This is a genomic window from Shewanella sp. MBTL60-112-B2, from assembly GCF_019655055.1.
Classification (GTDB): domain Bacteria; phylum Pseudomonadota; class Gammaproteobacteria; order Enterobacterales; family Shewanellaceae; genus Shewanella.
This window is the reverse complement of the sequence record NZ_BPFA01000004.1, coordinates 182,380-207,834: the sequence shown is the minus strand read 5'-3', so window position 1 is coordinate 207,834 and position 25,455 is coordinate 182,380. Positions and strand designations below refer to the sequence as shown.

Here is a 25,455-nt window from a genome sequence, read left to right as displayed (position 1 = left end):
ATACGCGAAAGCTATTCGGGTAGCCGGAGGTATCTAACCTCCAGCCCCCACACCACCCTGCATGCGGCTCCGCACACGAAAGATAGGACAGCCATATCTTTTTGTGATTCAGACTATCCTCTACTAGGCTTTTAGGTACCTGATTTGTACTACTTAGTAGAGTATGGCGATTATGACCTGTGCAAGACGAACCTTAATCGATGCTGAAACAACGCCTTTCTATCACATCATAAATCGTTGTGTCAGAAGAGCTTACCTCTGCGGTGAAGACGCTGTATCGGGAAAAAGCTTTGAGCATCGACGTGATTGGATTGTCGATAAAATAAAAACGCTTTCAAACATATTTTGTATTGATATCTGTGCCTTTGCCGTCATGAGTAACCACTACCACTTAGTCCTTAAAATTGACATAGATAAAGCTAAGTCACTGACTAACCGAGACATCATTACTCGGTGGAATCAGGTCACTAAAGGGCATGCTGTCGCGACGAAATACCTCACTGGCGACACTTTAATAGAGGGGGAACGTATGATCCTCGATAGTTTACTGCCTGAATGGCACGAGCGTTTATCGAGTATCTCTTGGTTTATGCGTTGCCTCAATGAAGATATTGCTCGCCGAGCGAATCGTGAAGACGAGTGTAAAGGTGCTTTCTGGGAGGGGCGGTTTAAATCTCAAGCATTACTAGATGAACAAGCACTGTTAGCTTGCATGATGTACGTTGACTTAAACCCTATTAGGGCTGGTATAGCCGATACTGTACAAGCTTCTGATTTCACCTCAATTAAAGAGCGGATTGCTGAGCTTAAAGCAATCGACTCATCCTCTGAACAGACAAGCAATAAAGCTGAAAAACCATCTAAAGTTCCTGTCACTCCCCTTCTGCCATTTGATGCTTCAAACCAGTTCGCTAACCTATCTGAAATGCCCGCCGTGACACAAGCTGATCAGCAATCAGCTATTCCATTTCAGTTCTGTGATTATCTTGAGCTAATCGATTGGACTGGCAGAGCCATCAGGCCAGACAAAACCGGCTTTATCAAATCAAGCCAGCCTAAGTTGCTCAATGAGCTGGGTATATCTACTGATGCATGGGTAGCATCAGCCAAATCATTTCGACGCCAATACAGTGGCGTCAGCGGTCGTTGGGATGCTATGTGCGAGTTTAAGAGCCGGCATCAAAACGGCAAATGGTGTAAAGGAAAAGCTTCTAGCCAAGCACTTCACCCATCCCCTTAATTAAAATAAAAATAGCTGCGATAACAAGCAACATCATTAAAGCGTACTTGCCGACATGCTGTTATAATGGCAAACAGCAACACAGTTATTCGCGCCAACCTGCGCCAAACCGATAACTGCAATAGATAAATCAGACACCTAATCGAGACTCGCATGCCGTTTTCTAAGCTTGGATTAAGCACACCTATCGTTAAAGCCGTTACCGAGCAAGGCTACACTAGCCCTACTCCGATTCAAGCTAAGACCATTCCTGTTATTTTAAGTCAGCGTAACCTGATTGCTGCAGCGCAAACCGGTACGGGTAAGACCGCCAGTTTTGTACTACCAATTTTAGAGATGCTAAGTAAGAGCGAGACCCAACGTAAGAAGCGTATTCGCGCCTTAATTCTTACGCCGACTCGTGAGCTAGCGGTGCAAGTTGAAGACAACATCAGTCAATACGGCAAGCATTTAGATCTGACTTCAATGGCCATGTATGGTGGTGTGGACTCTAAGCCTCAGCGTGAGCGCTTAATCGAAGGCGTCGACATCTTAGTCGCAACGCCGGGCCGTTTACTCGACATGTACACTCAGCGCGCAATTCATTTTGATGAGCTAGAAATTCTAGTGCTCGATGAAGCCGATAGAATGCTGGATATGGGCTTTATTGAAGACATCAATAAAATCATCGAAAAACTGCCTGTTGATAGACAAAGCTTATTGTTCTCTGCAACGCTTTCACGCCAAGTAAAAGAGCTAGCAAGAGCCACCATCACTCGCCCTATTGAGATTTCGGTGACTCACAACACCGACAACAAGCCGAAAATTGAGCAGTGGTTAGTAACCGTTGATAAAGACAAAAAGTCGGCGCTACTCAGCCATTTAATTCAAGAAAATAACTGGCAACAGGCGCTTATTTTCATCGAGACCAAGCAAGGCGCAGCCAAGTTAGTAAGCCAACTTGAAAAGCGTGGCATTACGGCTGAATGCATTCATGGTGGCCGCAGCCAAGAGATCCGAGAGCAAATTTTAGCAGACTTTAAGTCGGGTAAGATTGGCTTATTGATCGCCACAGGTATCGCGGCACGCGGTTTGGATATCGATGAGTTACCTTTAGTGATTAACTATGACTTGCCATATCCTGCAGATGAATATATTCACCGTATCGGCCGTACTGGCCGTGCAGGCGCTAATGGTGAAGCGGTTGCTCTTGTTTCAAAAGATGACTTTAAAAACCTGTGTATGATTGAGACCCGCTTGGGCCATTTGATTGAACGCAGAGAAATTGAAGGCTTTGCGCCACGTAAAGAAGTGCCAATCTCAATTTTGAATTTTAAGCCTAAGAGCAAACAAAACACAGGCGCCGATAGCAAGCCAACAAGTGATAAAAGAGCGAGTGGAGATAGAAAGCCAAAAGCGGCGTTCACTAAGGCGGCAAAAGAGACTCGTACTCGCACAGCTAATGCTTACACAGAGAATGCTTACAATGCCGACAAAGACAGTACCCACAAGGATAAGAACGATAGCTTACCGCAAGATCCTTGGGCATTTTCAAAGTCAAAGTTAACCAAATAACGCAATTTTAACTTTAGCTTTTTTTCGACCTGATAGCTCTCAGCTAATAGCCTTGGCTGTCAGGTCGATTCTTAGAACGATAGTCTTGCTATTCCCACAGCTATTCCCAGCTTCTGAGTCGTCAGACTCAAAATACGATAATTGTTTTCAATCAAGCAATTAAGCAGCACATCCTTAGATTAATTCGTTTATACTAAACTAAATAGACTTAAGGATAAGTATGTTTGCATTCATCGAAAAACTTTCTCATACACAGCGTAAATATGCGCTTATTCTAGGACTTGTCAGCTTATTTTTAGTCGCCGTCTTGCTATGGAATTTAAACGCTTCACAGCAAGCTAAGCTCGAAAATGGCGCAATTATCGTATTGCCAATCACGCAAACAACCGATAGTAACAGCACTGATTGGCAAGCCTATGCCCTGATGGAAAAAGTGATTAACCAACTTGGCACATCGGCAAATTATCCCGTGCTACTGGCTGAAGATGTGATTGCAATGCTTTCGCAAGCATCAAGCTTTATTGATGATAAGCAAGCCATTGACTTTAATCGTTTATTTAATGTGTCGGGCGCGGCTTTAGTAGTTGAGTCATCAATATCAACTAACTCAAGTAACTCAACTGCACCTCAGCTACAGCTTAGTTATCGCCTGCTTAATTCTGAGAAGATAAAACAGGGGGTGATTAAAGCCAAATCGATTGATGCTTTGCAGCTGGCTCTGGTCGATACCATCGAGCAATTTGTCGATAGCCATTACACCCTCACAGCCAGCCGTGAATGGTTTAGTGAACCACTGCTTGTAGCTGCCCTAAGGCAAATTCAGTACCGTGAAATAGCACAAGCAAAATCAAGCCTAGAGCAACTGTTAGTTAATGACCCTGAAAATCTAACAGCGATAAGATTATTAGCGCAATTACATATCGATGCAGAAGAATTTAATTCAGCGGAGCAATTACTTATAAGTGCGATTAAGCAAGCAGAGCTGAATAACAAGCGCCAACTCGCAAGGCTCAAACTCACCTTAGCTCAGGTCAAAATCGGTAATGAACAACTCGAACTGGCAATAAGCGAACTGTCTCAAGCAAGAGCCTTAGCTGCCAATACACAAGACTGGCTTTACCTAGGTTATATCTCTAACTGGTCAGGCCATATCTATCAGCGGCTCAATCGCTATAAGAATGCTAGAGCGCAGTATCAATACGCCTTCGAATACCAGAACAAATCCGGCTACCCTGCGGGCCAAGTGGCCGCCTTAAATAATCTCGCCCGCCTTGAAGTGCTTGAGCATAACTACAGCGCAGCATATAAGGCGGTCAAGCAATCCGTTGCGATTGTTACCCAAAGAAAGTTAACCCAACTTAATGAAGAAACCTTTGCGCTGTTGACCAAAATTGAAAACAAGCTGCAGCGGATCCGCTAAACAATTTTGATTTAATCAAATTTCAGCAGAAGTCTAAACTCAGCTCTAAACTCTGCCTTTATCTAGACTCTAGATAAGTTCTAAGCCCGGACGTAAGCCCGGATCTAAGCAAAGCCTAAGGCTGTTGCAATAGATCCATCGCAGCCTTGCTCATGGCTCTTACCCCGGTACTAATGGTTGTAGGATAATCTGGCGCAAATTTACTAGAGTGTAATGACGGCAAAGTTTCACCCGTTTTGAGGCTAGATTGATATTCGCTCGGCTCCACAGTCCCTAACCAGAAAAGCGTGATCGGCCGCTTATCATCAGTTAAACCGTAAAGCCCAAAATCTTCTCCAGCCATCACCGGCAAGGTATCTACCACATTTTCACTACCGACTTCCGCGGTGATACTCGATAGCACTTTGCTTGCAAGAACCGGATCATTATATGTCGATGGGATCCGCTCCTCTTCATGCACATACACTTCAGGATACATAGCCTCGTCAAGCCCTGCGCTAATGGCAATTCCTTTAGTTAAGCGCTTAAGTGCGGCAATTTGTTGCAATCGAACCTCGGGGTTATAAGAGCGCAGAGTCAGCTGTAACTTCACTTCATTAGAGATGATATTGTGCTTTGAACCACCATGAATCGAACCAACTGTTATCACGCTAGGTTCAAGTGGCGAAAGCTCGCGACTGGCAATCGTTTGTAACGCTAATACGATTCTAGAGGCTAAAACCACAGGATCTTTGGTTAGATGCGGGTACGCACCGTGCCCCCCCTCCCCTTTAACCGTAATATCTACTGAGTCGACATTTGCCAATGCATACCCTGGGACGATGGCGACCTTACCGGCGGGTATAGATGCACTGACATGTAAGCCAAGAATATAGTCAGGGGTATCAAACTCAGTAAACAGTCCCTGCTTTAACATGGCTTTAGCACCGCCGCCCACCTCTTCTGCAGGCTGAGCCACCATCATCAAGGTACCTTGCCAATTGGCTTTATTGGCCACGAGTTGTTGAGCACTGCCTATCAAGCTCGTCATATGGATATCATGACCGCAACCATGCATGACGCCAACCTCTTGATTATTGGCGTCTATGGTGGTGACTTTAGAGGCATAAGACTTACCGGTTTCTTCAGTTATTGGCAAAGCATCGGTGTCGGCGCGGATCATCAAAGTTGGTCCATTACCATTTTTAAAGATGCCAACCACGCCATAACCACCAAAATTTTCCGTAACCTCAAAACCCAAATTTGCTAACTCTTTTGCTATACGAGCGCTACTGGATTTTTCTTGATAAGACAGTTCCGGGTTTTGGTGCAAGTGTAAATATAAGGCTTCAAGGTCAGGCATGGCCTTAGCGGTAGAATCAGCCAGTTCTGTTGCATAACAAGGGATGCCCAAACTACAAGCCGTAAGAAACGCAAGCGAAGACAACTTAAATAAACCCATGATTTACCTCTTTTATTGTTTAATTAGGCTATTAAATTCATGTTCAAAAACCCGAGTTATCTAAGCTAGCACAATGCTTAAATATGTAAACTTGCTAAGACTAGATAACTCATCGACGACTCAACTTATCTAAAAGAAACTTAACCACGAATAAACGTAACACTTAATTACGTTTGTTAAAAACAATAAACGAACTGATTGATAAGTAGCCGCTTGTTTTCCTAAAGAAAAAGAGAAATGTGATCCACTTTCAAAATTTGTTTTTTTGTCCAATAAAGCCATGTAATTAGCCCTATCTAAGCGAGACCCTACCTCAATTAGGGTATAAGATAGCGCGCGTCAAAAAAGAGAATAATTCTCATTTGGTTAATCAGTTAAGGTGCGTAATGATCAAGCTCAAAGTTAGTGTGCTAGCAATTGCTGTTAGTACAGTACTCCATGCCCAGGCTCAAGAGGCCTCTATCGACTCTCAATCTCCACAAGCACCCAATGCTAAAATGCAGGAAGTGATTGTGATTTCAGGTTCTCGTATGGAACAAGAAATTGAGCAAGTTGCAGGTTCGATTATGGTGATTGATGAAGAAGCCATTGAAAAGAGCATGAGTAATGACTTTGGCAGCTTGTTCAGAAATGAGTCTGCTGTTGCCGTTAAAGGCGGTGCAGGAAAACCAACCTCTGTGACCATTCGTGGTATCGGTGGCAACCGTGTGATGATGGTTAAAGATGGCGTACGCGTTAACAACCAGTATGCCTCACCACTTGGCCCTGGCGCAGAAGGTACTGGCCGTGGTTTAACTGAAGTACAAAGTCTAAAACAAGTTGAAGTGGTTAAAGCTGCCGCATCGACTATGTATGGTTCTGATGCACTGGGTGGCGTAGTAGTCATGCGCACCAAAGACGCCAGCGACTACCTAATGGGTGAAGACTATTATATGTCGATGAATGCTGGTTATGCCGGCGTTAACGACGAATACACGGCTGGCTTTACCAGTGCTGCAGCCTATGGCGGTTTTGAAAACTTACTGACCTATCAGCACCGTACAGGTGAAGAGCAGCCAAATTACTATGACACCCAGCCAGACAGCGATCTCGTGCAAGACAGTGTGTTATTTAAGAGCAAGTACCATTTCAATGACTACACCTCTGTACAGTTGACCTTAGATTACCTTGAACAGACCCTAAAGCGCTGGCAATACGAATTCGATGATAAGACCGGTGCGCTTGATGAAAACATCGATACTGACCGCGATACCCAAGTCATTAACGGTGCATTGCAGTTAGTCTCAAGCAAGCCGACTCAGATGCACGACACCCTAACGGTAACCGCCTACTTTGGTCAAACCGAGCAGCTTGAACACAGAGACTATTTCGAATGGAATAAAGCTGAAACGGTTTACGGTTTAAGCGAAGTCCGCGATTACAGCTTTGAAGATCAACGTATTGGTATCAACAGCACCTTTAGCAAGTATGTTGGTGGTGAAAATTACGGTCACCAGATCACTTATGGTCTAGATTATGAGTTTTCAAGCATGTCACGTCATCGCACAGTAAAAAATGCTATTACCAACGAGACGACTAACCCATTTACCTTTGCCACTACCGACAGTCAGCGTTTAGGTGTTTTTGTTCAAGATGACGTCACCCTGTTAGATGGTGATTTGAACTTGATCGCGGGTCTACGTTATGACTATTTCCGCAATACACCCGACCAACAACAAGCTGTTGATGCAGGTAAAGATGCCGAAGATTTCCAGACTATGAGTGACAACTTCTGGTCGCCTAAACTGGGCCTAGTTTACCAATTATCAGACTCTGTAAGTGTCTATGGTCAGTACGCTTACGGCTATAAAATGCCAACGCCAGATCAGAAATGGGGTGAGCTGGAAGTCGATGCAGGCTCTATGACAGATGTGCTTATTCAGGCTAACTACGATTTAGAGTCTGAGCAGTCTCATACATGGGAAATCGGCGTTCGCGGCAATCACAGCGACACTAATTACGAGCTAACCGCTTTCTACACTCAGGCTAAAGACTTTATTGACTGGCAGTATGTAAGCTATAAACCTCCAGTGTTTTTCCCTGTAATGAAGCCAATGGAGTTTAAGTACCAGTACTATAATCGTGATGAAGTGATCTTGTACGGTGCTGAGGCTCAGATTAATCATTGGCTAACCGATAGCATTGAGCTTTGGGGTAACATCTCTTATACCTATGGTGAAGATGAAAACGGCGATTACCTTAACAGCGTGAGCCCACTTAAGGGGAACGCGGGAGTTAACTGGTATACCGACATTGCCGATATGGAAGCAGATTTTGGCGCAGTAGTTCGCTGGGCGGATGATATGAGTCGCACTAATGATATCGAGTTAGCTGAAGATGATATTTGTGCCATGGGCATATGTATTCCTAAAGAGAAGTTTAACGAAGTATACGGCACAAGCGGTTATGCTGTGATGGACTTGACCTTTGGTTTACGTGTTAACGATAACTGGAAGCTACGCGCGGGTGTTTATAACCTGTTCGATAAAGAGTATATCGACTACGCCGATGTGGCTGGCCAATCAGTATTCTTACTCGGTGCGAGTATGGACTTAGAAAAAGAAGACTTCACTCAACCGGGTCGCTACTTCAACGTGAGCGTGAACTACCAGTTCTAAGCTTATTAAGTCGTATGTAAGACATAAAAATGCAGCCAAAGGGCTGCATTTTTATTCGCTTTAATCGCTGTAACAATCCTTGTTAACAGCCCTTAGCAATCGGCTATAAACGATAAGTCAAAGTCAGTTTGGCATTGCGTTCTTCGCCCGGCATACCGCCTAAGAACATAGCCTTACTGTAATACTCTTCATTAAATAAGTTGTTCACATTCAGCTGCAGCTTCCAGCTGTCAACATCATAACTAATCGCGCTATCTAGCACGGTATAACTTGGCACATAGCCGTCTGGAATACCAAATGAGCTTGAGTTAGTACTTCTGTCGTCAACATACTTAGCCCCTAAACTCACGCTAATTGGGCTCTGTAGCGAGAACCAATCTGCCGCATAAGTTACCCAAGCACTTGCCGTGACATAAGGCACACCCTTTTGGCGGGTATCATAGCTAGAGCGGTTAGGATCTTTCTTGTCGCGGGCATCTTGATAAACCGCATTAACGTTAACCATCCACTGCTCATTGAGGTGAGCGTTCATATCCAACTCAACACCCGTGGTTTGTTCGCTGCCATTGTAGAAATACTTAGCTACGTTCGGCCCAGACACGCCCTCTTCATAATCCACATTGCTGTATTGCAAGTTAGTGCGTGAACTCTTAAACAACACAATTGACGTCAACATTTGATCATCAAAAGCTTTAAAGCGCACCCCTAAGTCGTCACTGACCGATTCACTGTCATCTCTATCGGTATCATCTCCAGCAATGCTGCCAAGGATGCTATAAGCTGTGCGCCCTTTCGAGTGGTTAACGAAAAACGACAAGTCATCGGTTGGCATATAAGTTAACCCTAGATTATAGGTCATGCCATCGTCTGTGGTGTCTGCTTCTGGTGTTGGCTGAGCGCGGCTGGCACTGTATCGAGAGTCGACGCCTAAATGCTCATAGGTCTGTTTAATTTGATTAAACGCCACGCCAATGCGAGAAGTAAAGCCATAACCTAAGTAGCCCACATGCTGTACACCCACGCCCCAAGCACTAACTTTTTTGTCATAGTTGCTGGTTAATAGCGGATCATGATCTTCGAAGCTACCTTCCGCCCAATTTGGATTACGGATATCATAAATGTACGGCAGGCTGCCTTGGTAGATCACCTCACCAGCTTTATTCTTGATAACTTTATCGGCATCGTAAATTGAGTACTGCTTGAACGCGATGTCTCTATCTTCATAGTTGGCATTAATCAATAATTCATTATCAATATCGCCTATTTGGAAATCATAACGAAGATCGGCAAAGTATTGCCAAGATGATTCGTCAGCATCGACTTTACGATACTCCTGACGACGCGCAGCAAAGGGGTAAAGCACGCCGTCTTCGACAAGTGGTGCTCGAGGATCAGCATTTATGGAACCACGGCGGTCCCAATAGACATAGTTGTACGCGCCAGTTTGGCGGGCAAAGCCTGAGGTATAATCGCGGTACTGCAATTGCTGGTTCAAAAATAGATTGTCGGTGAAGTAGATATTGTGAGTCAGCTTAAAGCGCAACTCTTCGCCTTCATTATCTTTAGCCATCGGCGAGATAATTCCAGCATTACCAAATGCATATGGCGTTAAACCATCATTTGAAGCTAACGAATCGGCAAGCTGTTGACGCTGCGCTTCAGTTAATTGAATACCAGCGTTGTTCGGATCGTTAATCAAGTCTTCCCAGGTGGCTTCACCTGCGGTTTTGCCATCAACAGATGCTGAGTTAAAAATACGGATAGGATGACCAATGGAGTCCACTGCAATGGCATCTTTAATGTAGCTCGCTGAAAGCATTAAATCTTGACTGTCATCGAGTACATATTTAAGCGAGGTGTATATTTCATCGCGATCAGTACCGATATCTCGGTAACCATCACTACGAGCTGTTTTTGCCACCACACGATAGGCTAAATCATCAGTAATTGCCGCGGTGCTATCAGCTTCTAAAGAATAGCTATTCCATTGGCCAACTTCAGCAGTAAAGGCATGTTTAGATTCAAACTGTGGTTTCTTTTCAATGAGGTTAATCACACCTCCCGCACTGCCCATACCGTAAAGCCCTGTTGCTGGTCCCTTTAATACCTCCACCGACTCAACATTGGTTAATGAGCGCGTTGGGTTGAAAGTATTACCGAGTCCCGCACCGCCGTACATACCGTCATAGGTGTAGTTAGCCCCAAGGCCGCGGATCACTAAGTTATCGCCGATCCCATAGTTATTTCCCGCTTGGGTCACACCACTAATGTTACGCACTAAGTCTTGCAGATTGGTAAGGGCCTGCGCCTGAATTAACTCTTGATCAACGATAACGACAGCTGCAGGCGTCTCCATCAAGGACATATCAGACTTAGTCGCCAAGCCTGAATTCATCACTACCTGATTCTGGCGGCCATAAACAGTTATGCGCTCAACATTATCGAGTGCTTTATCTGTTGTTTCAGCGTAAACACTGGTTGGTAAAAAAGTCGATGCACAAGCAATTGCTAACACCGAATAACGGAAATGTTTCATCAAGTAACCCCACTTTAGTATTATGCGGCGAGATGATAACGATTATCATTAACTTTTCAATACTTGTTTCAGCGCTGATACAATTGATGTTTGTTTGTGATTGTTTCTACTTGGTTTTATTGTTGGGCATTTACAATGTAAATTTAAAAGTAATACTTTTAAACCAACTACATAGGTGACAAAGATCACAAAAACCTTGTACGAAAAACACCCATAATTTTTACGCTAGAATGACTCAAACTCAAATGTGTTTAAACTTTATCCAAACTATTTAAAATCAGTTGAGTCATAACCCGTTTTCAGCACAACGGCGTTTCGGTAACATAGCAGTGCCAGTAGTATTAACAACATTGCAAGTGACACGCTACCACCATGGTAATCCTCTTCAATGTAGACATCGTCTCTATCGCTGCTCTCCAGCGGCAATGCATATAAGCTGTCGAAATCGTTTGAGCTTACCGTTGTTACGATATCGCCATACCCCACCTCATAGAGATCGATGAGCACATCGTAATGATCGGTTCGGTAACCAGACTCCAGCGTGGTTAATACCTCAAAGTCATCGTCTGTAGCATTACCAAAGATAGTGAAAATGTCAGTGGTGTAATAATGCTCCCATGGACCGCCATTGCGACTTAGGTACAGTTCGGCAAATACATTGGCGCGCTCATTGGCATAATATCCCTCGACATCGGCGTCAAAGGTCACACTAAAAGTTTGGTAAAAACCGTCGTAATCGTTATCGACAAATAATCGGCTATAGGCATCGTAGATATAAAAATCACGATAGATACCATTTGCAAATTGCTTAACCGAACCGCTCTTTGCTAAGTCCTGATTTGCCTGCATAGCCTTGTCGATATGAGACTGAATGATTTGTTCACGAGTAAGTGGTTCACTGGCAGCCTGTTCTACGCTTGCCCTGCCTTTTATTTGCTGCGACTGCAGCTCTGTTTGCTTCAGCCGCTGCTGTTCGAGCTTGTTGATTTGTAGCTCAGATAAAGTATTAGTGGCTTGAGCAGTTTGAGAACGTTGCTCATCACTGGCAACGATTTGCGCAACAGAGGTGCTTTGCGGCTGCGAAAGTAAATTGAGCTCCGAACTGGCACTCGCTGACTGCATTACTGTCATTGGCAGTATTAACAGTGCAAATCGGGCTAATAGCGCCAAGGCGCACTTTTGCTCACTTGTATGAGTTGTATGAGTTGTATGATTTTGTTTTGTGTTCATCTTCACCTCGAATATTCATTCTTAATGAGGCCATTAGAGTCCATTGAGTGTGAACACAAGCTGAACGTTAAAAATTGGCCAGCCTTCGAATGAAGGCTGATTACATTTTTTGTTTGGTGTGACCAATTGATATGTTTGAACCGGTAGCTTCATGGCTATCAATCGCCTGCAACGGGCGTATGTGCAGACACTGCAGTGACACGCAGCAAGTCCTTCCTTGGAGGCTCGGCCATGACGAATAGCGTCCCAGCTAAAAAGCCAGTTCGGCATCCTGCCTCTCGTTCGATAGCTTGATAACTTCGTTATCTCTCACCAGATCATGGACGGTCACGGCCGTATCTTCACTTAATTAGACAATCATTATCCTGATGATTTGGAGTCATTACTATAAGGTTCGTTTATTACCTGTCGCTAATTCGCTCTTACCCTTTTATGCTAACCACTTTACATCAATGAGCTACGTTGCTAATTTGATGTGGATTAATAACGTGCAAGGATTTATCCGAGAAGCAGGATAATAAGCTGTTAGTTGTAAAAGATTTACTTAATAACTCGATTTACAATAAAGACGAAAGGAGCTCGAAATGAAAAAATTAATCTTATCGATTTTTTTTATAGGAATCTGTACAAATTTAAGTGCAAAGGAATTAACAAACGGAGTTACGAAATACAGTGACAGTTCTATAAAAGAGCTAAAACTGAATTCAATGAGTGATCTGCTTGTAAATTATTTCAATGAAAATAAATTAACACCTCAAGCAATTAACAAAATTACATATTTGGCTGATGGCCAATTAACACAAAAGTCTTCGGAAGAAAAAAATAGTTTAAAATCGGCCGAATCTGTTGAATTATTACTCAACAATAAAACGCTAATTGTCAATGTCATCAGTCGTAAAAACATCTAACGAGATAAATCAACAAGGACAAATACTGCTTGGCTTTTGTCACTGCATTCCAAAATTATAGCCAAGCATTATTTGCCTGTTATTGTGAGCGTTAGCTGTCATGGGGTCGTAATGGAAAAGATAGGACAGCCATAATTTCCAATGTCAAAAATTGTGCTTTTCTAATTAGGTGTAGATACGTCTGAGGCCTTTGATGGCATGGATGCCATCGTAGAGCTTACAGGGACGTACTTGCAGCGTGTCTCAGAAGTGTCTGCACATGCGCGGCCGCAGGCCATTGAAACCACTTTAGCGAAAAAGTCACCATTTGCCCAAAGTAACAACCAGTCTTTGTCGCCATACGGCGATTAAATGACGTTCGAGCTCGTCCCTAGCTGGGCAACATTCAGCGAGTGTTCATCTAACCTTATGTATATCTATGCCCTAACTTGGCATCGACAGGATTGTTCTCGCCTTATACTTATCTAGACCTTGACATATCTGAGCCACATCTAAGCCTTAGCTTTAGGATTGGCAAGATAATGACTAATCGAATAGGATCTTTTAAACTGGCTGTATCTCAACCCTTTGGTACCTTTAATGAAAACTGCTTTATTTCTTATATTGCTCTCTGTCTCACTATTCACTGCACAGCCTGCTGCGGCGAGTAGTGTGCATGCCGTTACATCTATGATGTCGGTCGCTATGAAGGCCAATAGTAACCAGCAGCAGAAACAGAAATTAAAGGTTCGTAGTAAAGAGCAAGCAGTACAGTTGGCAAAGAGACAGTATCGCGGCAAGGTGCTCAAGGTTCAGTCCAGTCGTGTTAATGGCAACCCAGGTTATAGCGTCAAGCTACTATCCAACGACGGTGTGGTTTTTTATGTCAGTGTCGATGCCAAAACCGGTCGAGTTTCTCGAAACTAGCTTTAGGCAATGGCTTTCAATATTTAAATCACCAGTTTTAATCACCCGCCGAACAACAAGGATCTAGACCATGAGATTGTTATTAGTTGAAGATGATTTAGAGCTGCAATCTAATCTTAAACAACACCTCATCGAGGCTAATTACACCGTCGACACCGCCAATGACGGTGAAATAGGTCTGTTTCAAGGTCGTGAATACAATTACGATGCAGCGATTATCGATGTCGGCTTGCCTAAGCTTGATGGCATCGCCCTCATCACAAAGCTTAGAGCCCTAGATATTGGCTTTCCTATTCTGATTTTGACCGCACGTGATAGTTGGCAAGATAAGGTCGAGGGTCTAGATGCTGGCGCCGATGATTACCTCACCAAACCCTTTCACCCAGAAGAGCTGGTCGCTAGGTTAAAAGCCTTAATCCGTCGCTCGGCTGGAAAGGCTAGCCCAATTGTGAGTAATGGTCCCTTTAGCCTAAATACCAGCAGTTTGGAAATCACCAAGTCTGGCGAGGTCATTAACTTGAGCGGCTCTGAGTACAAGTTATTTGAATATTTCATGCTGCATATCGGTGAAGTGAAATCAAAAACCGTGCTAACAGAGCACATTTACGATCAAGATTTTGATTTGGACTCCAACGTGATTGAGGTGTTTATTCGCCGTTTGCGCAAAAAGCTCGATCCCGATAATCAGTTAGGCCTTATCGAAACGCTACGAGGGCAAGGATATCGTCTGGTATCACTCGATGACGATACCCAAAAATAACGCCATGATTCGCCTTAAACGCTTACCCACATTCTTGCACTCGTTAAAGGCGCGGCTCATCGTCAGTGCCATGTTGTTGGTTTTGGTATTACTGCCTATCGTGGGTTTAACCCTTAACGATGCCTTTAAATTGCAGGTAAAGAGTGCCTCGCTCAAAGAGCTAAAAGCCTACGTTTACTCCATTTTGGCGGTTACCGAAGTCGACAACCAGCAACTGTTTATGCCCGAAGTATTACTTGAAAATCAGTTTAACGTGATTCAATCGGGTCTGTACGCCTTAATCACCATCCCAGCACATCAACAAGTAGCCGATAAGTTTTCTCAACAAGCGAGTGACTTCGACGCTAAGTTTGTGGAAGCCAAACCTATAACTGAGCCAGTACAAGCCGGCTCGAAAAACAACGCGCGCAAAGTTGCTTGGCGCTCAAACTCATTACTTGGTATCGACCTGACAGAGGCAATAACCACAGCGGTTCATACCTCTGCAACATTTCCTCTGCCAGCAAAAGGTCAGGGACAATTTAGTGAAATCGAGCTAAACGGCGAGCCGCATTTAGTCTACGGCTTTAGCGCGAGCTTCGAAACTCGTCAGGCTGCGGACGATGGCTCCAAGGAGAAAGTGCTCCGTTTTCCTATCACGGTTTATATCATCAAAGATCAGAGTGACTACCTACAACAAGTTAAAGAATTTAATCAGCACCTATGGCGCTGGTTAATGATCTTGATGCTTGCCCTGATCTCGATTCAGATGTTGTGGCTGTGGTGGACACTCAAGCCCCTCACCCGCTTACAAAAAGAGTTAGCAGCGATTGAAAACGGTAAAGCCGAGCACTTAAATGACAACTACCCGACAGAGCTCAGTGCCCTAGCAAAACAGCTCAACACGCTGCTCAATACCGAGCAAAATCAGCGCAAGCGCTATCGCAATGCACTTGCAGACTTGGCCCATAGCCTTAAAACGCCCTTAGCAGTTATTCAAAGCCAGAAAGATTTGAGCCCGCAATCTTTTGAGCAAGTGAGCCACATCAATCGCATTATCGGCCACCAGCTCAAACGTGCTCAATCTGCAGCGGGTTCTGCGTGGCACTTAGGCATTGAGGTGGTTGAAGTATCAGATAAACTCGTACGTAACCTACCCAAAATATACTGCCAACCTGCCATTGCTATCACTCAAGATGTCGACAGGAGTGCAGTCTTTAAAGGCGATAGCAGCGATTTGACCGAAATATTAGGTAACCTACTGGATAACGCTTGTAAGGCTGCAACCAGCCAAGTGTTGTTAAGCGTAAAACGACTAGAGTCTAATTTGGTTATTGAAATTGAAGATGACGGCAAAGGTATCGATGAGGCACTGCATTCAGAGATCTTCGAGCGTGGAATTCGAGCCGACTCTTACCAACAAGGCCATGGCATAGGTCTAGCGATTGTGCGTGACTTAGTGGACAGCTATCAAGGACAACTTGTGGTTAGTCGCTCAAAAAAACTCGGTGGCGCTAAGTTCGAGTTGCGTTTTAATTGCTAATTAACTGCACTAATTTTAGCGGCGCTATGGTTAACGGCGCATTCTAACAAATTTAAACTAACAGCTTTTGGGCTTTCAGCTTATGTTCATCTTGGCTTTTTTATACTGATGCTATCGTATACAAAGGTCAGGAGTTCATATGAACAGACTCAAAAAATACTGTTGCTCATTGGTCAGCGCACTTGTCATTGCAATACCGCTGATGATTGCCACACCCTCAGCTAACGCACAGGATGATGACCAAGAGTACTCTGCGTATAGTGAGAGTCAGTACAGCGAAGGTCAACTGGCACAAATGCTGGCGCCTATTGCACTGTATCCAGATAGTTTACTGACGCATATCCTTATTGCTGCTACTTATCCGCTTGAAGTGGTTCAGGCTCATCGCTGGCAACAAAGTAAGCAACACTTATCAACACAAGCGCAAATAGCCAAGGCCGAAGATAAAGATTGGGACCCTAGTGTTGTCGCGCTGATTGCCTTTCCTAATGTGCTACAAAAGCTCAGTGACGAACTCAATTGGACCCAGTCTCTTGGTGATGCCTTTTTACAAGATGAAGCGCAAGTTTTAGCGAGTATCCAAACCTTAAGGCAACAGGCCGATGATGCCAATAGCCTTGAGCAGATGGATAATATGCAAGTCACTCGCGTCAGTAACCAGATAGTGATTGAGCCAGTGAGAAAAGAGATTGTTTATGTGCCCTACTACGACCCGCGTACAGTTTATGGATATTGGCGCTGGTATAGCTATCCGCCAATCTATTGGGCGGTTTACCCCGGATACGTAAGACCTGGCTATGGCCACTTTTATTGGCGCGCGGGCGTGCATATTAGCTTTAATTATTATTTCAGCGCATTTCATTGGCACAAGCGTCATGTGGTAGTTGTGCATCACCATAACTCTCATAAATATCGTCATCGCGGCCGTATCGTAACCAGCCACGGTGCCGAGCGCTGGGCCCATAAGCCTCAACATAGGCGCGGCGTGGCTTATAGTAACAATGCGTTACGTCACAAGTATAAGAGTCACCACCCAAGCCGTAGCCAGAGTAAAACGCTGCAGCGCAACGAGCGCAAACATGTTAACCATAGAAACAGCCTTGAGCGTATGAACAGCCTTGAGCGAACTAGAAGCCCTGAGCGCATTAAGAACCAAATGCGAGTAAACAAACTTGAGCGGACTAAGAGCAGTCAGTTCAATACAAGTTCAAAGCCAAGCTCTAAAACAAACGCAAGGCCACATAATAAACACAGCGGCCAAAGCAATAAACTCGCGCCGAACCATAAGCAGCACTTTGCCAGAAGCGCACAACCTAAAGTAAATAAAAGTAATAACAACAGGCTGAAACACCAGAGCCAACCTAGCTATTCAGCTAAGCCGCAACACAAAGCGAGTAGTCATGTGACTCGCAGTCCTTCGCCAAGAGCCAGTTCGCCAAGAGCTAGTTCACCAAGAAACAATGCGCTAACAAGGAGTGCGCCAACAAGAAATAGCCAGCACAAACCAAGGAAAGACTAGCCAAGGACGGAGTAAAGCTATCAAACTTTTCAAACAAAAACGCCGTCAATTGACGGCGTTTATATGTTAACGGCTAAACGTTTTGGCAGACTTCAGTCTCTAGCAGTTTAAGCAATTGCTGTAGCTGATCATCAACCTCTTTAAAGCATGGACGTAATCCCAAACTTGGCTGTAAACACGCCTGTTTTAACGTCGATAATCCAGTAAGAATACCTTGGTTGGCTTGTGCTGAATTTTGCAAACAATGCTCGGCTAAATCCTCTATTAGACATCCTAAGGCTCGCACTTCTATTGCCTCCATCGCCTCTCTTTGCAGTAAAGGCAGCTGGCTTAAATTCGTTGCCGCACCAAAATCGCCAAAGAGGATCTCAGCATTGCGATTGAACATGGTGTTATGGGCGTATATGTCGCCATGACTAACCTGATTCTGATGCAAATGTGCCAATCCAGAGGCCATCTGTTTCAAAATACGCAATATCGCTTTAAGTTCAAATTGAGTTGCATCGCAGAAAGTGTCTCGCGTACAAGTGTCGAGCGAAGGTGGCAGGCCTAGGTTTTGATAATTAGCAGGAATAAGCTCCATCACAAGACCTGTTTTGTCTGCTTGCTTTAGCTGTGCCACGACCTTAATCAGGTTAGTATGTTGCCCTGCTTGCAAACAGTTAGCCAATTCATCTTTTGGATAACCATCGCTAGTGACCTCCCCTTTGAATACTTTAACTGCTATATCAATAGGTGTCGCAGCAAGCACCGCCGGTTGGTTTAGCCATTTAGCTCGGTAAATAACTCCCGATGCACCTTGGCCAATAACTTCATGCAGTTCAATATCAGCAAGAGACACAATTGGCATTGAGGCAATATTATTTACAGACTCATCAACTTCCAGTTGCGGTTCAATATTCAATGGGCTGCCATCAACAGCTAACCAACTCAAACGGGGTAATTGAAATAACCAATCTGGCAACGCCTTAAAATCATTAGCTGATAAGCGCGCAAGCTCAAGCTTTGTGCAGTTAGCCATGCTCTCAGGCAAACTCGCGAGCTTGTTACCCGCTAGCGCTAACTTTTGCAATTGATGTAACCTGCCCATATCTTCAGGCAAAGTTTCAAGCTTGTTATCGGTTAAAATAAGCCAGCGAGTATTATCAGGCAGTGCAGCTTGAGGAAGTTGCTTGAGACTGTTCGACTTGAAGCTAATCATTTCAAGCTTAGGGCACTTAGCAAGCACCAGAGGAACTGATTCAAAACAGTTATTGGTTAGAAACAGGATCTTTAATTGATGCAAATCACTCAAGTTATCCGGTAACTCGCTCAGTTTATTGCCTGATAAATCCAGTACTTCTAGGCTATCGGCTAAGGAGAAAATTGCCATTGGAAACTGGGTTAAGCCTTCAGCAATCTGTACCCGTTTAATTCCCTTTAATTGCCCCGATGTTAACTGCTCGATGGTGTGCAAAATCTTAATCCTAAATGCCGATGAAAAACAGCGCGCAATACTATACGATTCCCCCTCATAGAGAAAGAGATTGAAACAATGATATGCACGCAACTCGCTCCTCTGCATTGCCATGATCTATATTTGCGTTTTAACGTATTGTTCTAGAATACAACTTGAGTTATTAACTCTCACCACTTTCGGTTTAAGGCCTAATAATGAACAAACGTCAAACAGCCAAAGTACCTGCAAGCCGCTTGTCACGTTTTTCATCATTGGGCGGGCTGGCATCTCGAGTAGCCGGCAATATGCTTATTGATGGCGCTAGAAAACTGAGTCAGGGGCAATCACCTAAATTACAAGACTTAGTGCTCACCCCAAAAAACATAATTCATGTTGCTGAAAAATTGGCTCAAATGCGAGGGGCTGCAATGAAAGTCGGCCAGATGCTGTCTATGGACTCTGGTGAATTAATGCCAAAAGAACTAAGTGAATTATTAGCTCGGCTAAGATCTGACGCCAAAGTGATGCCTCACAAGCAACTACTGAATATTTTAAAGCAAAACTGGGGCGATGACTGGTTATCCCCCTTTTCCCACTTTGAACTGCGCCCCTTTGCTGCAGCCTCTATTGGCCAGGTACATAAAGCGATACTTGCCAATGGCACGCCATTAGCGATAAAAATACAGTACCCAGGGATCAGTGACAGTATTGATAGCGATATTGACAATATCGCAACACTATTACGGGTAGCCAAATTGGTTCCTAAAAATGTGCAATTTGATCGGCTACTTAATGAAGCCAAGAAACAGCTCCATTTGGAAGCTAATTATCAAGCTGAACTTAACATGCTTGAACGCTACAACGATTTAATGGCAAACGAGCAGAGCTTTATTATCCCTAAGGCCTACCCCAATCTATCTAGTGCAAGCATTTTAGTCATGAGCTTTGTCGATGCGCAGAGTATCGAATCAGTCGCAACATTAAACCAAGCGGTAAGAAACAGCGTCGCCACAGAGCTATTAAGACTGTTTTTTAGAGAGTTATTTGAATTTAAACTAATCCAAACCGATGCGAATTTTGCTAACTTTCAGTATCAGCAGGAAACAGCAAGAATCGTATTACTTGATTTTGGGGCAACCCGAGAGATCCCCTGCGACCTATCTGCAAATTACCTGCAACTAATGACTGCTGCCATCGATAACCACAGAGAGTTAATGGAACAAGCCGCACAGCAGATCGGATTTTTTCAAACAGATATTAGCGCGCAGCAAAAGTCACTGATCTTAGATATCTTTCATCAAGCTTGTGAACCCTTGCGCGCTAGTACTCCTTATGATTTTGGCTCTAGTACACTCGCTAAACGTATAAAAATGGCGGGAATGGAGATGAGTACCGACGCAGATAAATGGCACACACCTCCCGTTGACGCATTGTTTATTCATCGTAAGCTAGCAGGTATTTATTTACTGCTATCCAGGCTCAATGCTCGAGTGGATGCAAAGTCTATTTTTGATGAAGTAACAAGCAGTATTAGCCAAAAAAAATAATCACCAATATGAATATAATTAGTTGTCTAACTTAGTTTTATATTTGTTTTCACGCTCGATATTAAGCAACTCTTGCCCTTCAGTAATCGCCACCACAGCTTTAGATTTAAACTCACGGTGATAAAGGGTGTATACCACAAAAATACTGGCGATAATCAGGGCAAATGGGTGATAGAACCAGCACAAAGCCGCCATGGCAAAGTAGTAGCAACGTAAACCATAATTGTAAGAGTGAGCCGCTTGATCTTGCACCACCGCCATTTGCTTAGCGTAACGCAGTAGGTTGTCATTGCTGCCAGTCTTATCGACAGGAGCCGCTCCCACCATCACATTTAAAAAGCCATATTGACGCATAGACCAGGTGAACTGGAAAAATGCCATCACAAAAATAAAGGTCAGCATACCTAGCTTTACTTGAACGAGCGCATGATTGGGGTTAGCTGCATAGGGGATGGTTGCTATCACGGTTTCAAGACGCTCGGCCTGAGCAAACAGGGTTAACACACCAGCAAGTACAAACATGGTAGTCGATGCGAAAAAGGCTATATTGCGCTCTAGGTTTGCAAGTAATGCAGCATCACCTACTCGTACCTCGCGGCCTAATAACTCATACATCCAGTTAATACGATGCTTATGTAAACAGCGAGCGATGCAGTTAGTATCTTTGGCTTTACGCTTAGCAAAGTAGGCATAGCCGACCCAGCAAGTTATAAAACAAAATGGCGCAAAAAGGTCGAGTAACGAAATAGTCATGCATGAGTCCATCAAGAATAAACGAGTCAAAATCGGTTCTAACAGCTGGCTATTTCCAGTCTGTAGATTTATTAGTTAATACAAGAAATAAGCTTAGTGTTATTAAGCCAGCTTAGCCTCTAGATCCGTTTTAACGATCTCAAGAGCTGCTAAAGCGACAGCTGGCTCAATCTGATGACTCTCTAACAAAAAAATAAGATCCACTGCAAGTTTCACCTCTTCTGGCGCCGTATCTAACTCACTTGCTGGTGCATTATCACTCATATTTAGTCAACTTTAATCTGAGGGTAAAAGAGTGGCTAAGTATACTCAGAGCTTTTTAGCTTCTCAACGAAGAAACTGCTAGGGCAAGAGTAAACTTAAAAAACCGCACTTAATTGCTATTCGTTACACTAGGGCTTTATTACCACTGAAAGCCTAGATATACTCGGCCTTAGAAGACACAATCAATATTGTGAATAGACATTACAAAGGCAAAAATTATTTATGGCAAAAATGGATTTCTCGGTGATTAATGACACCACAGCAAAATCTTTTAATGAACAGAAAAACCTTATAAAAAGAGTTTTTAAAGGTAACACTGTTCTGTGCCCTGTGTGCAATCAAGCATTGCAAATGAAACTGCCTGTAAAAGGACAAGAAGACAGTGTTTCTGGCATCTGCTGCAAGAAAGGCTGTACTGATATTGAACTGGATATGGAGTTGGTGCTGTAAAGCCGCACTCAATACTCAATACTTAATACTTAATACTTAATACTTAATAAATAAATTCCAACAAATGACTGCTCAATAAGCGATCGTTCAATAAAAAAATGGCTGTCAGCGTATGCTGTACAGCCATTTTTATTTTCTAGGGTAATCTTATTTTTCCACATCAATGCCGTCCTGTTCAATTGAACAGGGCGCAGGCTAAATTAGGTTGCTGAGCTTAAAGGCTGATCCGCACTCGGCCTGTCTCTGTAATGGCACTGCGAATACACAGCACTAATGTGGTTGAGACAGATATGGATAAAGTGACAAAAATAGCCACAGAGATCACTAGTTGATACTTAATAGCAATTAGCGGATCTACACCACCTAAAATCTGTCCCGTCATCATGCCGGGCAGTGTAACTAGACCCATAGTTGCCATAGAAGCAAGAATCGGGGCAAAAGATTGCTGCATCGCCGATTGCATAAATGGCAAGCTCGCCTGAGCTGGTGAGGCACCAAGTGCCAACGCACCTTGATACTCAGATTTTCTATCATTGAAAGCACCAAACAGTCGCTGCAATGCAACAATATTGCCGCTCAAACAATTACCTAAAAGCATGCCCGCGGTAGGGATCAAATATTGCGCGGTATACAGAGGTTCAGGTGCTAATAGATAGACCATCATCAGCCAAAGCACCGGCAACATACCTAAGGCTAGACCAGAAAACACCGGCATATAGAGTCGTTTTTTGGGTAATTTAGCCTTACTAATAATAGCGCTTGAACCAACTAGCAACATCACCAGTAACCATGCAAGGTTTACCCAAAGGTTATCGAGTAAAAATAGGTATTGCAGATAGAGGCCAACCAAAATCAACTGCGCCGTCATCCGCACTACTGACCATGCCATATCGCGGCTTAAGCCTAATTGAAAATACCGTCCAATTGCTAAGGGGATCAATAGCACCAGCATAAATAGCCCTAACTGCAGCCAAGCTATATCCATTTATATTTATCTCTTAAACAGCAAAATCTGTGGCCTAATATAACCAAACTATTTGCCTTTCGGTAGCAGCATTTCCGCGGCCATCAACACCACATTAGCCTTGACTAATATTAACCCATTAAGAAAAACTTGATCAATATCTAATGAATTCCGCTTTTGCCTTGCTAGACTCAAAACACTTTTTGCTATTTTAGAAACTAAGATTATGAAGCAACAGTTACTTGAGCGATTCTTAAGCTACGTCAGTTTTGACACACAATCTGACGGCCAAAGCCAGAATGTACCTAGTACTCATAGCCAATTTGTATTTGCTCAGCATTTACGTCAAGAGCTTGTCAGCCTTGGGTTTGAAGATGTACAGCTTTCAGATAAAGGTTATTTAACCGCCACTGTGCCTGCCAATGTTGAAAACGCGCCTAGCATAGGTTTTATCGCTCATTTAGACACAGCTCCTGATTTCAGTGGCAAAAATGTTACGCCTCAAGTGATTGAAAACTATAACGGCGAAGACATTCAATTAGGCCTTGAAGAGGTGTTATCACCTAAGCAATTTAGCAGCCTAAATCAATATGTTGGCCAAACGCTTATAACAACTGATGGGACTAGCCTACTCGGTGGTGATGATAAAGCTGGTATTGCCGAGATCATCAGTGCACTGCATCATCTGTTGACTCACCCCGAGATCCCTCACGGTAAAATTAGGCTCTGTTTCACCCCAGATGAAGAGATTGGCCGCGGCGCCGACCATTTTAATGTAGAGAGTTTTGGCGCTCAGTGGGCCTACACCATTGACGGTGGCCAAGTCGGTGAATTTGAATACGAGAACTTTAACGCCGCTACTGCAACCATTACAGCCTCTGGTAATAACTGTCACCCTGGTACAGCTTACGGTGTGATGGTCAATGCCCAAACCATCGCTGCACGCTTTCACGCTAAGATGCCATTAAAGGATACACCAGAGAATAGCCGCGATTATGAGGGTTTCTTCCATCTACTGGGTATGGAAGGCGTAACAGAAAAAGCAACACTGACTTATATTATCCGTGATTTTGACTTTGAATTGTTTGAGCAGAGAAAGCGCTGGCTAACAGAATTAGTGGAAAAATATAATGCCGAACTCAGCATAGGTCAGCTAACCATAGATGTTGAAGACTCTTACTTGAACATGAAGCAACAAGTGTTACCGTATCCACATATTATCGATATCGCCAAACAAGCGATGCAAAACTTAGGTATTGAGCCGCTCATCAAACCTATTCGTGGTGGAACAGACGGTTCTCGTCTTTCTTACATGGGACTGCCATGCCCTAACCTATTTACCGGCGGGCATAACTTCCACGGCAAACACGAATATGTATGTGTCGAGTCCATGGTGAAAGCTACCGAGACCATTATTGAAATCGCCAAACTCACAGCCCAACACAAAGAGTAGCGATTGCTATAACAACACCTGTTAATCTCGTTTAAAAGGCCTGTTCTTCAGGCCTTTTTTGTTACTGTTAGCAAAGGTATGGTGAGCAAAAATAAATAGTATTTGCTTCCCAGTGCACAGCCTCTAAACTGACACTATTAACCCTCTTAGCTAAGACTGAAATGAACGCTGCAATCATTGGTGCCACAGGGCTTATCGGACAACACCTGCTACAGAAGTTAATCGACTCAGGTCAATATGAAAATATTCTCGTGCTGGGGAGAAAACAGCCCCACTATAATAACGCTCTAGCAACTCAAGTAAGTTTTATCTCCTGCTCTCTTAGCGAACTTCAGCAGCTAGCATTACCCTTTACAATCGACCATGCCTTTTGCTGCTTAGGTACCACGATCAAGAAAGCCGGTAGCCAAGATGCTTTTATCGCAGTAGATAAAACCGCTTGCATCGACTTTATCGCTAAATGCCAGGCTAATTGTAACTATGTAGTCACTGCGCTCGGGGCAAACAGCCAATCAAAGACTTTCTATAATCGCGTCAAGGGTGAAACTCAAGAGGCGCTTGCAGAAATCATCACTCACAGCCAACAACCAAGATTGACTAAACGCTTATGGCTGTTTCAGCCAAGCTTACTATTAGGTAAACGTAGCGAAGCCCGATTACTAGAAGATATGGGAAAACAGCTGTTTCGACTTATCTCACCTCTGTTTATCGGCGCTTTGAAGCAATATCGCCCTATAGAAGCTGACAAAGTGGCTAACGCCATGTTAGCTCATGCACTAGCAGTACAAGCTGAGCCAGTACAAGCGGAAAATGCTTCACAATCTACTCAGCTAGTCACCCTTGTCTCCAATAACGAAATGCTCTAATCGAGGAAGTGCGAAAATGGAGCCTGA

Annotated in this window: 21 protein-coding genes; 14 read left to right on the top strand and 7 right to left on the bottom strand. The window is 43.8% G+C overall.

From position 1 onward, the window contains the following. The first annotated feature begins 172 nt into the window (after positions 1-172). The 3 genes from K5Q73_RS04200 (at position 173) to K5Q73_RS04190 (ending at position 4,214) form a co-directional block, all read left to right on the top strand. Positions 173-1,240: a transposase gene (locus tag K5Q73_RS04200; RefSeq protein WP_220765757.1), complete on the top strand. Its 1,068-nt coding sequence runs from the start codon at positions 173-175 to the stop codon at positions 1,238-1,240. 153 nt (positions 1,241-1,393) lie between these two features. Next, positions 1,394-2,794, top strand: a complete 1,401-nt coding sequence (locus tag K5Q73_RS04195; protein ID WP_220765754.1) for a DEAD/DEAH box helicase — start codon at positions 1,394-1,396, stop codon at positions 2,792-2,794. 220 nt (positions 2,795-3,014) lie between these two features. Then, entirely contained in the window at positions 3,015-4,214 is a 1,200-nt protein-coding gene (locus K5Q73_RS04190) for a lipopolysaccharide assembly protein LapB (RefSeq protein WP_220765753.1), read from the top strand. A gap of 115 nt (positions 4,215-4,329) precedes the next feature. Here K5Q73_RS04190 and K5Q73_RS04185 read toward each other — a convergent pair whose 3' ends face one another. Continuing rightward, entirely contained in the window at positions 4,330-5,655 is a 1,326-nt protein-coding gene (locus K5Q73_RS04185) for a M20 family metallopeptidase (protein ID WP_220765752.1), read from the bottom strand. Positions 5,656-6,041: 386 nt separating this feature from the next. Between K5Q73_RS04185 and K5Q73_RS04180 the strand changes: the two genes are divergently transcribed. Beyond that, the gene (locus tag K5Q73_RS04180) at positions 6,042-8,312 is read left to right on the top strand and encodes a TonB-dependent hemoglobin/transferrin/lactoferrin family receptor (protein WP_220765751.1); all 2,271 of its coding nucleotides are present in this window, start codon (positions 6,042-6,044) and stop codon (positions 8,310-8,312) included. A 103-nt stretch (positions 8,313-8,415) separates the two neighbouring features. On the opposite strand, the gene K5Q73_RS04175 is transcribed toward K5Q73_RS04180, so the two are convergent. Both K5Q73_RS04175 and K5Q73_RS04170 read right to left on the bottom strand, forming a co-directional pair. Further along, positions 8,416-10,848: a TonB-dependent siderophore receptor gene (locus tag K5Q73_RS04175; RefSeq protein WP_220765750.1), complete on the bottom strand. Its 2,433-nt coding sequence runs from the start codon at positions 10,846-10,848 to the stop codon at positions 8,416-8,418. A 267-nt stretch (positions 10,849-11,115) separates the two neighbouring features. Then, positions 11,116-12,078: a choice-of-anchor H family protein gene (locus K5Q73_RS04170; protein ID WP_220765749.1), complete on the bottom strand. Its 963-nt coding sequence runs from the start codon at positions 12,076-12,078 to the stop codon at positions 11,116-11,118. Between the two features lie 584 nt (positions 12,079-12,662). On the opposite strand from K5Q73_RS04170, the gene K5Q73_RS04165 reads away from it, so the two are divergent. The 6 genes from K5Q73_RS04165 (at position 12,663) to K5Q73_RS04140 (ending at position 17,693) form a co-directional block, all read left to right on the top strand. After that, positions 12,663-12,986 (top strand): hypothetical protein, encoded by a 324-nt coding sequence (locus K5Q73_RS04165; protein ID WP_220766130.1) that lies wholly within the window; start codon positions 12,663-12,665, stop codon positions 12,984-12,986. Positions 12,987-13,184: 198 nt separating this feature from the next. After that, complete coding sequence (locus K5Q73_RS04160; protein WP_220765341.1) at positions 13,185-13,337, top strand: hypothetical protein; 153 nt, start codon at positions 13,185-13,187, stop codon at positions 13,335-13,337. Positions 13,338-13,565: 228 nt separating this feature from the next. Continuing rightward, entirely contained in the window at positions 13,566-13,892 is a 327-nt protein-coding gene (locus K5Q73_RS04155) for a PepSY domain-containing protein (protein WP_220765340.1), read from the top strand. Positions 13,893-13,962: 70 nt separating this feature from the next. Beyond that, positions 13,963-14,652, top strand: a complete 690-nt coding sequence (locus tag K5Q73_RS04150; protein ID WP_220765339.1) for a response regulator transcription factor — start codon at positions 13,963-13,965, stop codon at positions 14,650-14,652. Next, positions 14,633-16,174 carry an ATP-binding protein gene (locus K5Q73_RS04145; RefSeq protein WP_220765338.1) on the top strand — a complete coding sequence of 514 codons (1,542 nt, stop codon included), beginning with the start codon at positions 14,633-14,635 and terminating at the stop codon, positions 16,172-16,174. Before K5Q73_RS04150 ends, K5Q73_RS04145 begins: the two co-directional genes overlap by 20 nt. Before the next feature lie 139 nt (positions 16,175-16,313). Continuing rightward, positions 16,314-17,693, top strand: coding sequence for a DUF3300 domain-containing protein (locus K5Q73_RS04140; RefSeq protein ID WP_220765337.1), 1,380 nt, complete (start codon positions 16,314-16,316; stop codon positions 17,691-17,693). Between the two features lie 73 nt (positions 17,694-17,766). On the opposite strand, the gene K5Q73_RS04135 is transcribed toward K5Q73_RS04140, so the two are convergent. Further along, the gene (locus K5Q73_RS04135) at positions 17,767-19,149 is read right to left on the bottom strand and encodes a leucine-rich repeat-containing protein kinase family protein (RefSeq protein WP_220765336.1); all 1,383 of its coding nucleotides are present in this window, start codon (positions 19,147-19,149) and stop codon (positions 17,767-17,769) included. 197 nt (positions 19,150-19,346) lie between these two features. Here K5Q73_RS04135 and K5Q73_RS04130 point away from each other — a divergent pair, with 197 nt between their 5' ends. Continuing rightward, positions 19,347-20,678: an AarF/ABC1/UbiB kinase family protein gene (locus K5Q73_RS04130; RefSeq protein WP_220765335.1), complete on the top strand. Its 1,332-nt coding sequence runs from the start codon at positions 19,347-19,349 to the stop codon at positions 20,676-20,678. Positions 20,679-20,696: 18 nt separating this feature from the next. Here the strand turns inward: K5Q73_RS04130 and K5Q73_RS04125 are convergent, their stop codons facing one another. Further along, a complete protein-coding gene (locus K5Q73_RS04125; protein WP_220765334.1) occupies positions 20,697-21,431 on the bottom strand; it encodes a DUF599 domain-containing protein in 735 nt (244 codons plus the stop codon). A 102-nt stretch (positions 21,432-21,533) separates the two neighbouring features. Then, positions 21,534-21,695, bottom strand: coding sequence for a pleiotropic regulatory protein RsmS (gene rsmS / locus K5Q73_RS04120; protein ID WP_220765333.1), 162 nt, complete (start codon positions 21,693-21,695; stop codon positions 21,534-21,536). Between the two features lie 222 nt (positions 21,696-21,917). Between rsmS and K5Q73_RS04115 the strand changes: the two genes are divergently transcribed. Beyond that, positions 21,918-22,145 carry a hypothetical protein gene (locus K5Q73_RS04115; protein WP_220765332.1) on the top strand — a complete coding sequence of 76 codons (228 nt, stop codon included), beginning with the start codon at positions 21,918-21,920 and terminating at the stop codon, positions 22,143-22,145. Positions 22,146-22,359: 214 nt separating this feature from the next. Here the strand turns inward: K5Q73_RS04115 and K5Q73_RS04110 are convergent, their stop codons facing one another. After that, positions 22,360-23,130, bottom strand: coding sequence for an ABC transporter permease (locus K5Q73_RS04110; RefSeq protein WP_220765331.1), 771 nt, complete (start codon positions 23,128-23,130; stop codon positions 22,360-22,362). 205 nt (positions 23,131-23,335) lie between these two features. Between K5Q73_RS04110 and pepT the strand changes: the two genes are divergently transcribed. Beyond that, on the top strand, positions 23,336-24,562 hold the full coding sequence (gene pepT / locus K5Q73_RS04105) for a peptidase T (protein WP_220765330.1): 1,227 nt from the start codon (positions 23,336-23,338) through the stop codon (positions 24,560-24,562). Between the two features lie 161 nt (positions 24,563-24,723). Then, complete coding sequence (locus K5Q73_RS04100; RefSeq protein ID WP_220765329.1) at positions 24,724-25,428, top strand: NAD-dependent epimerase/dehydratase family protein; 705 nt, start codon at positions 24,724-24,726, stop codon at positions 25,426-25,428. Positions 25,429-25,455: the final 27 nt, after the last annotated feature.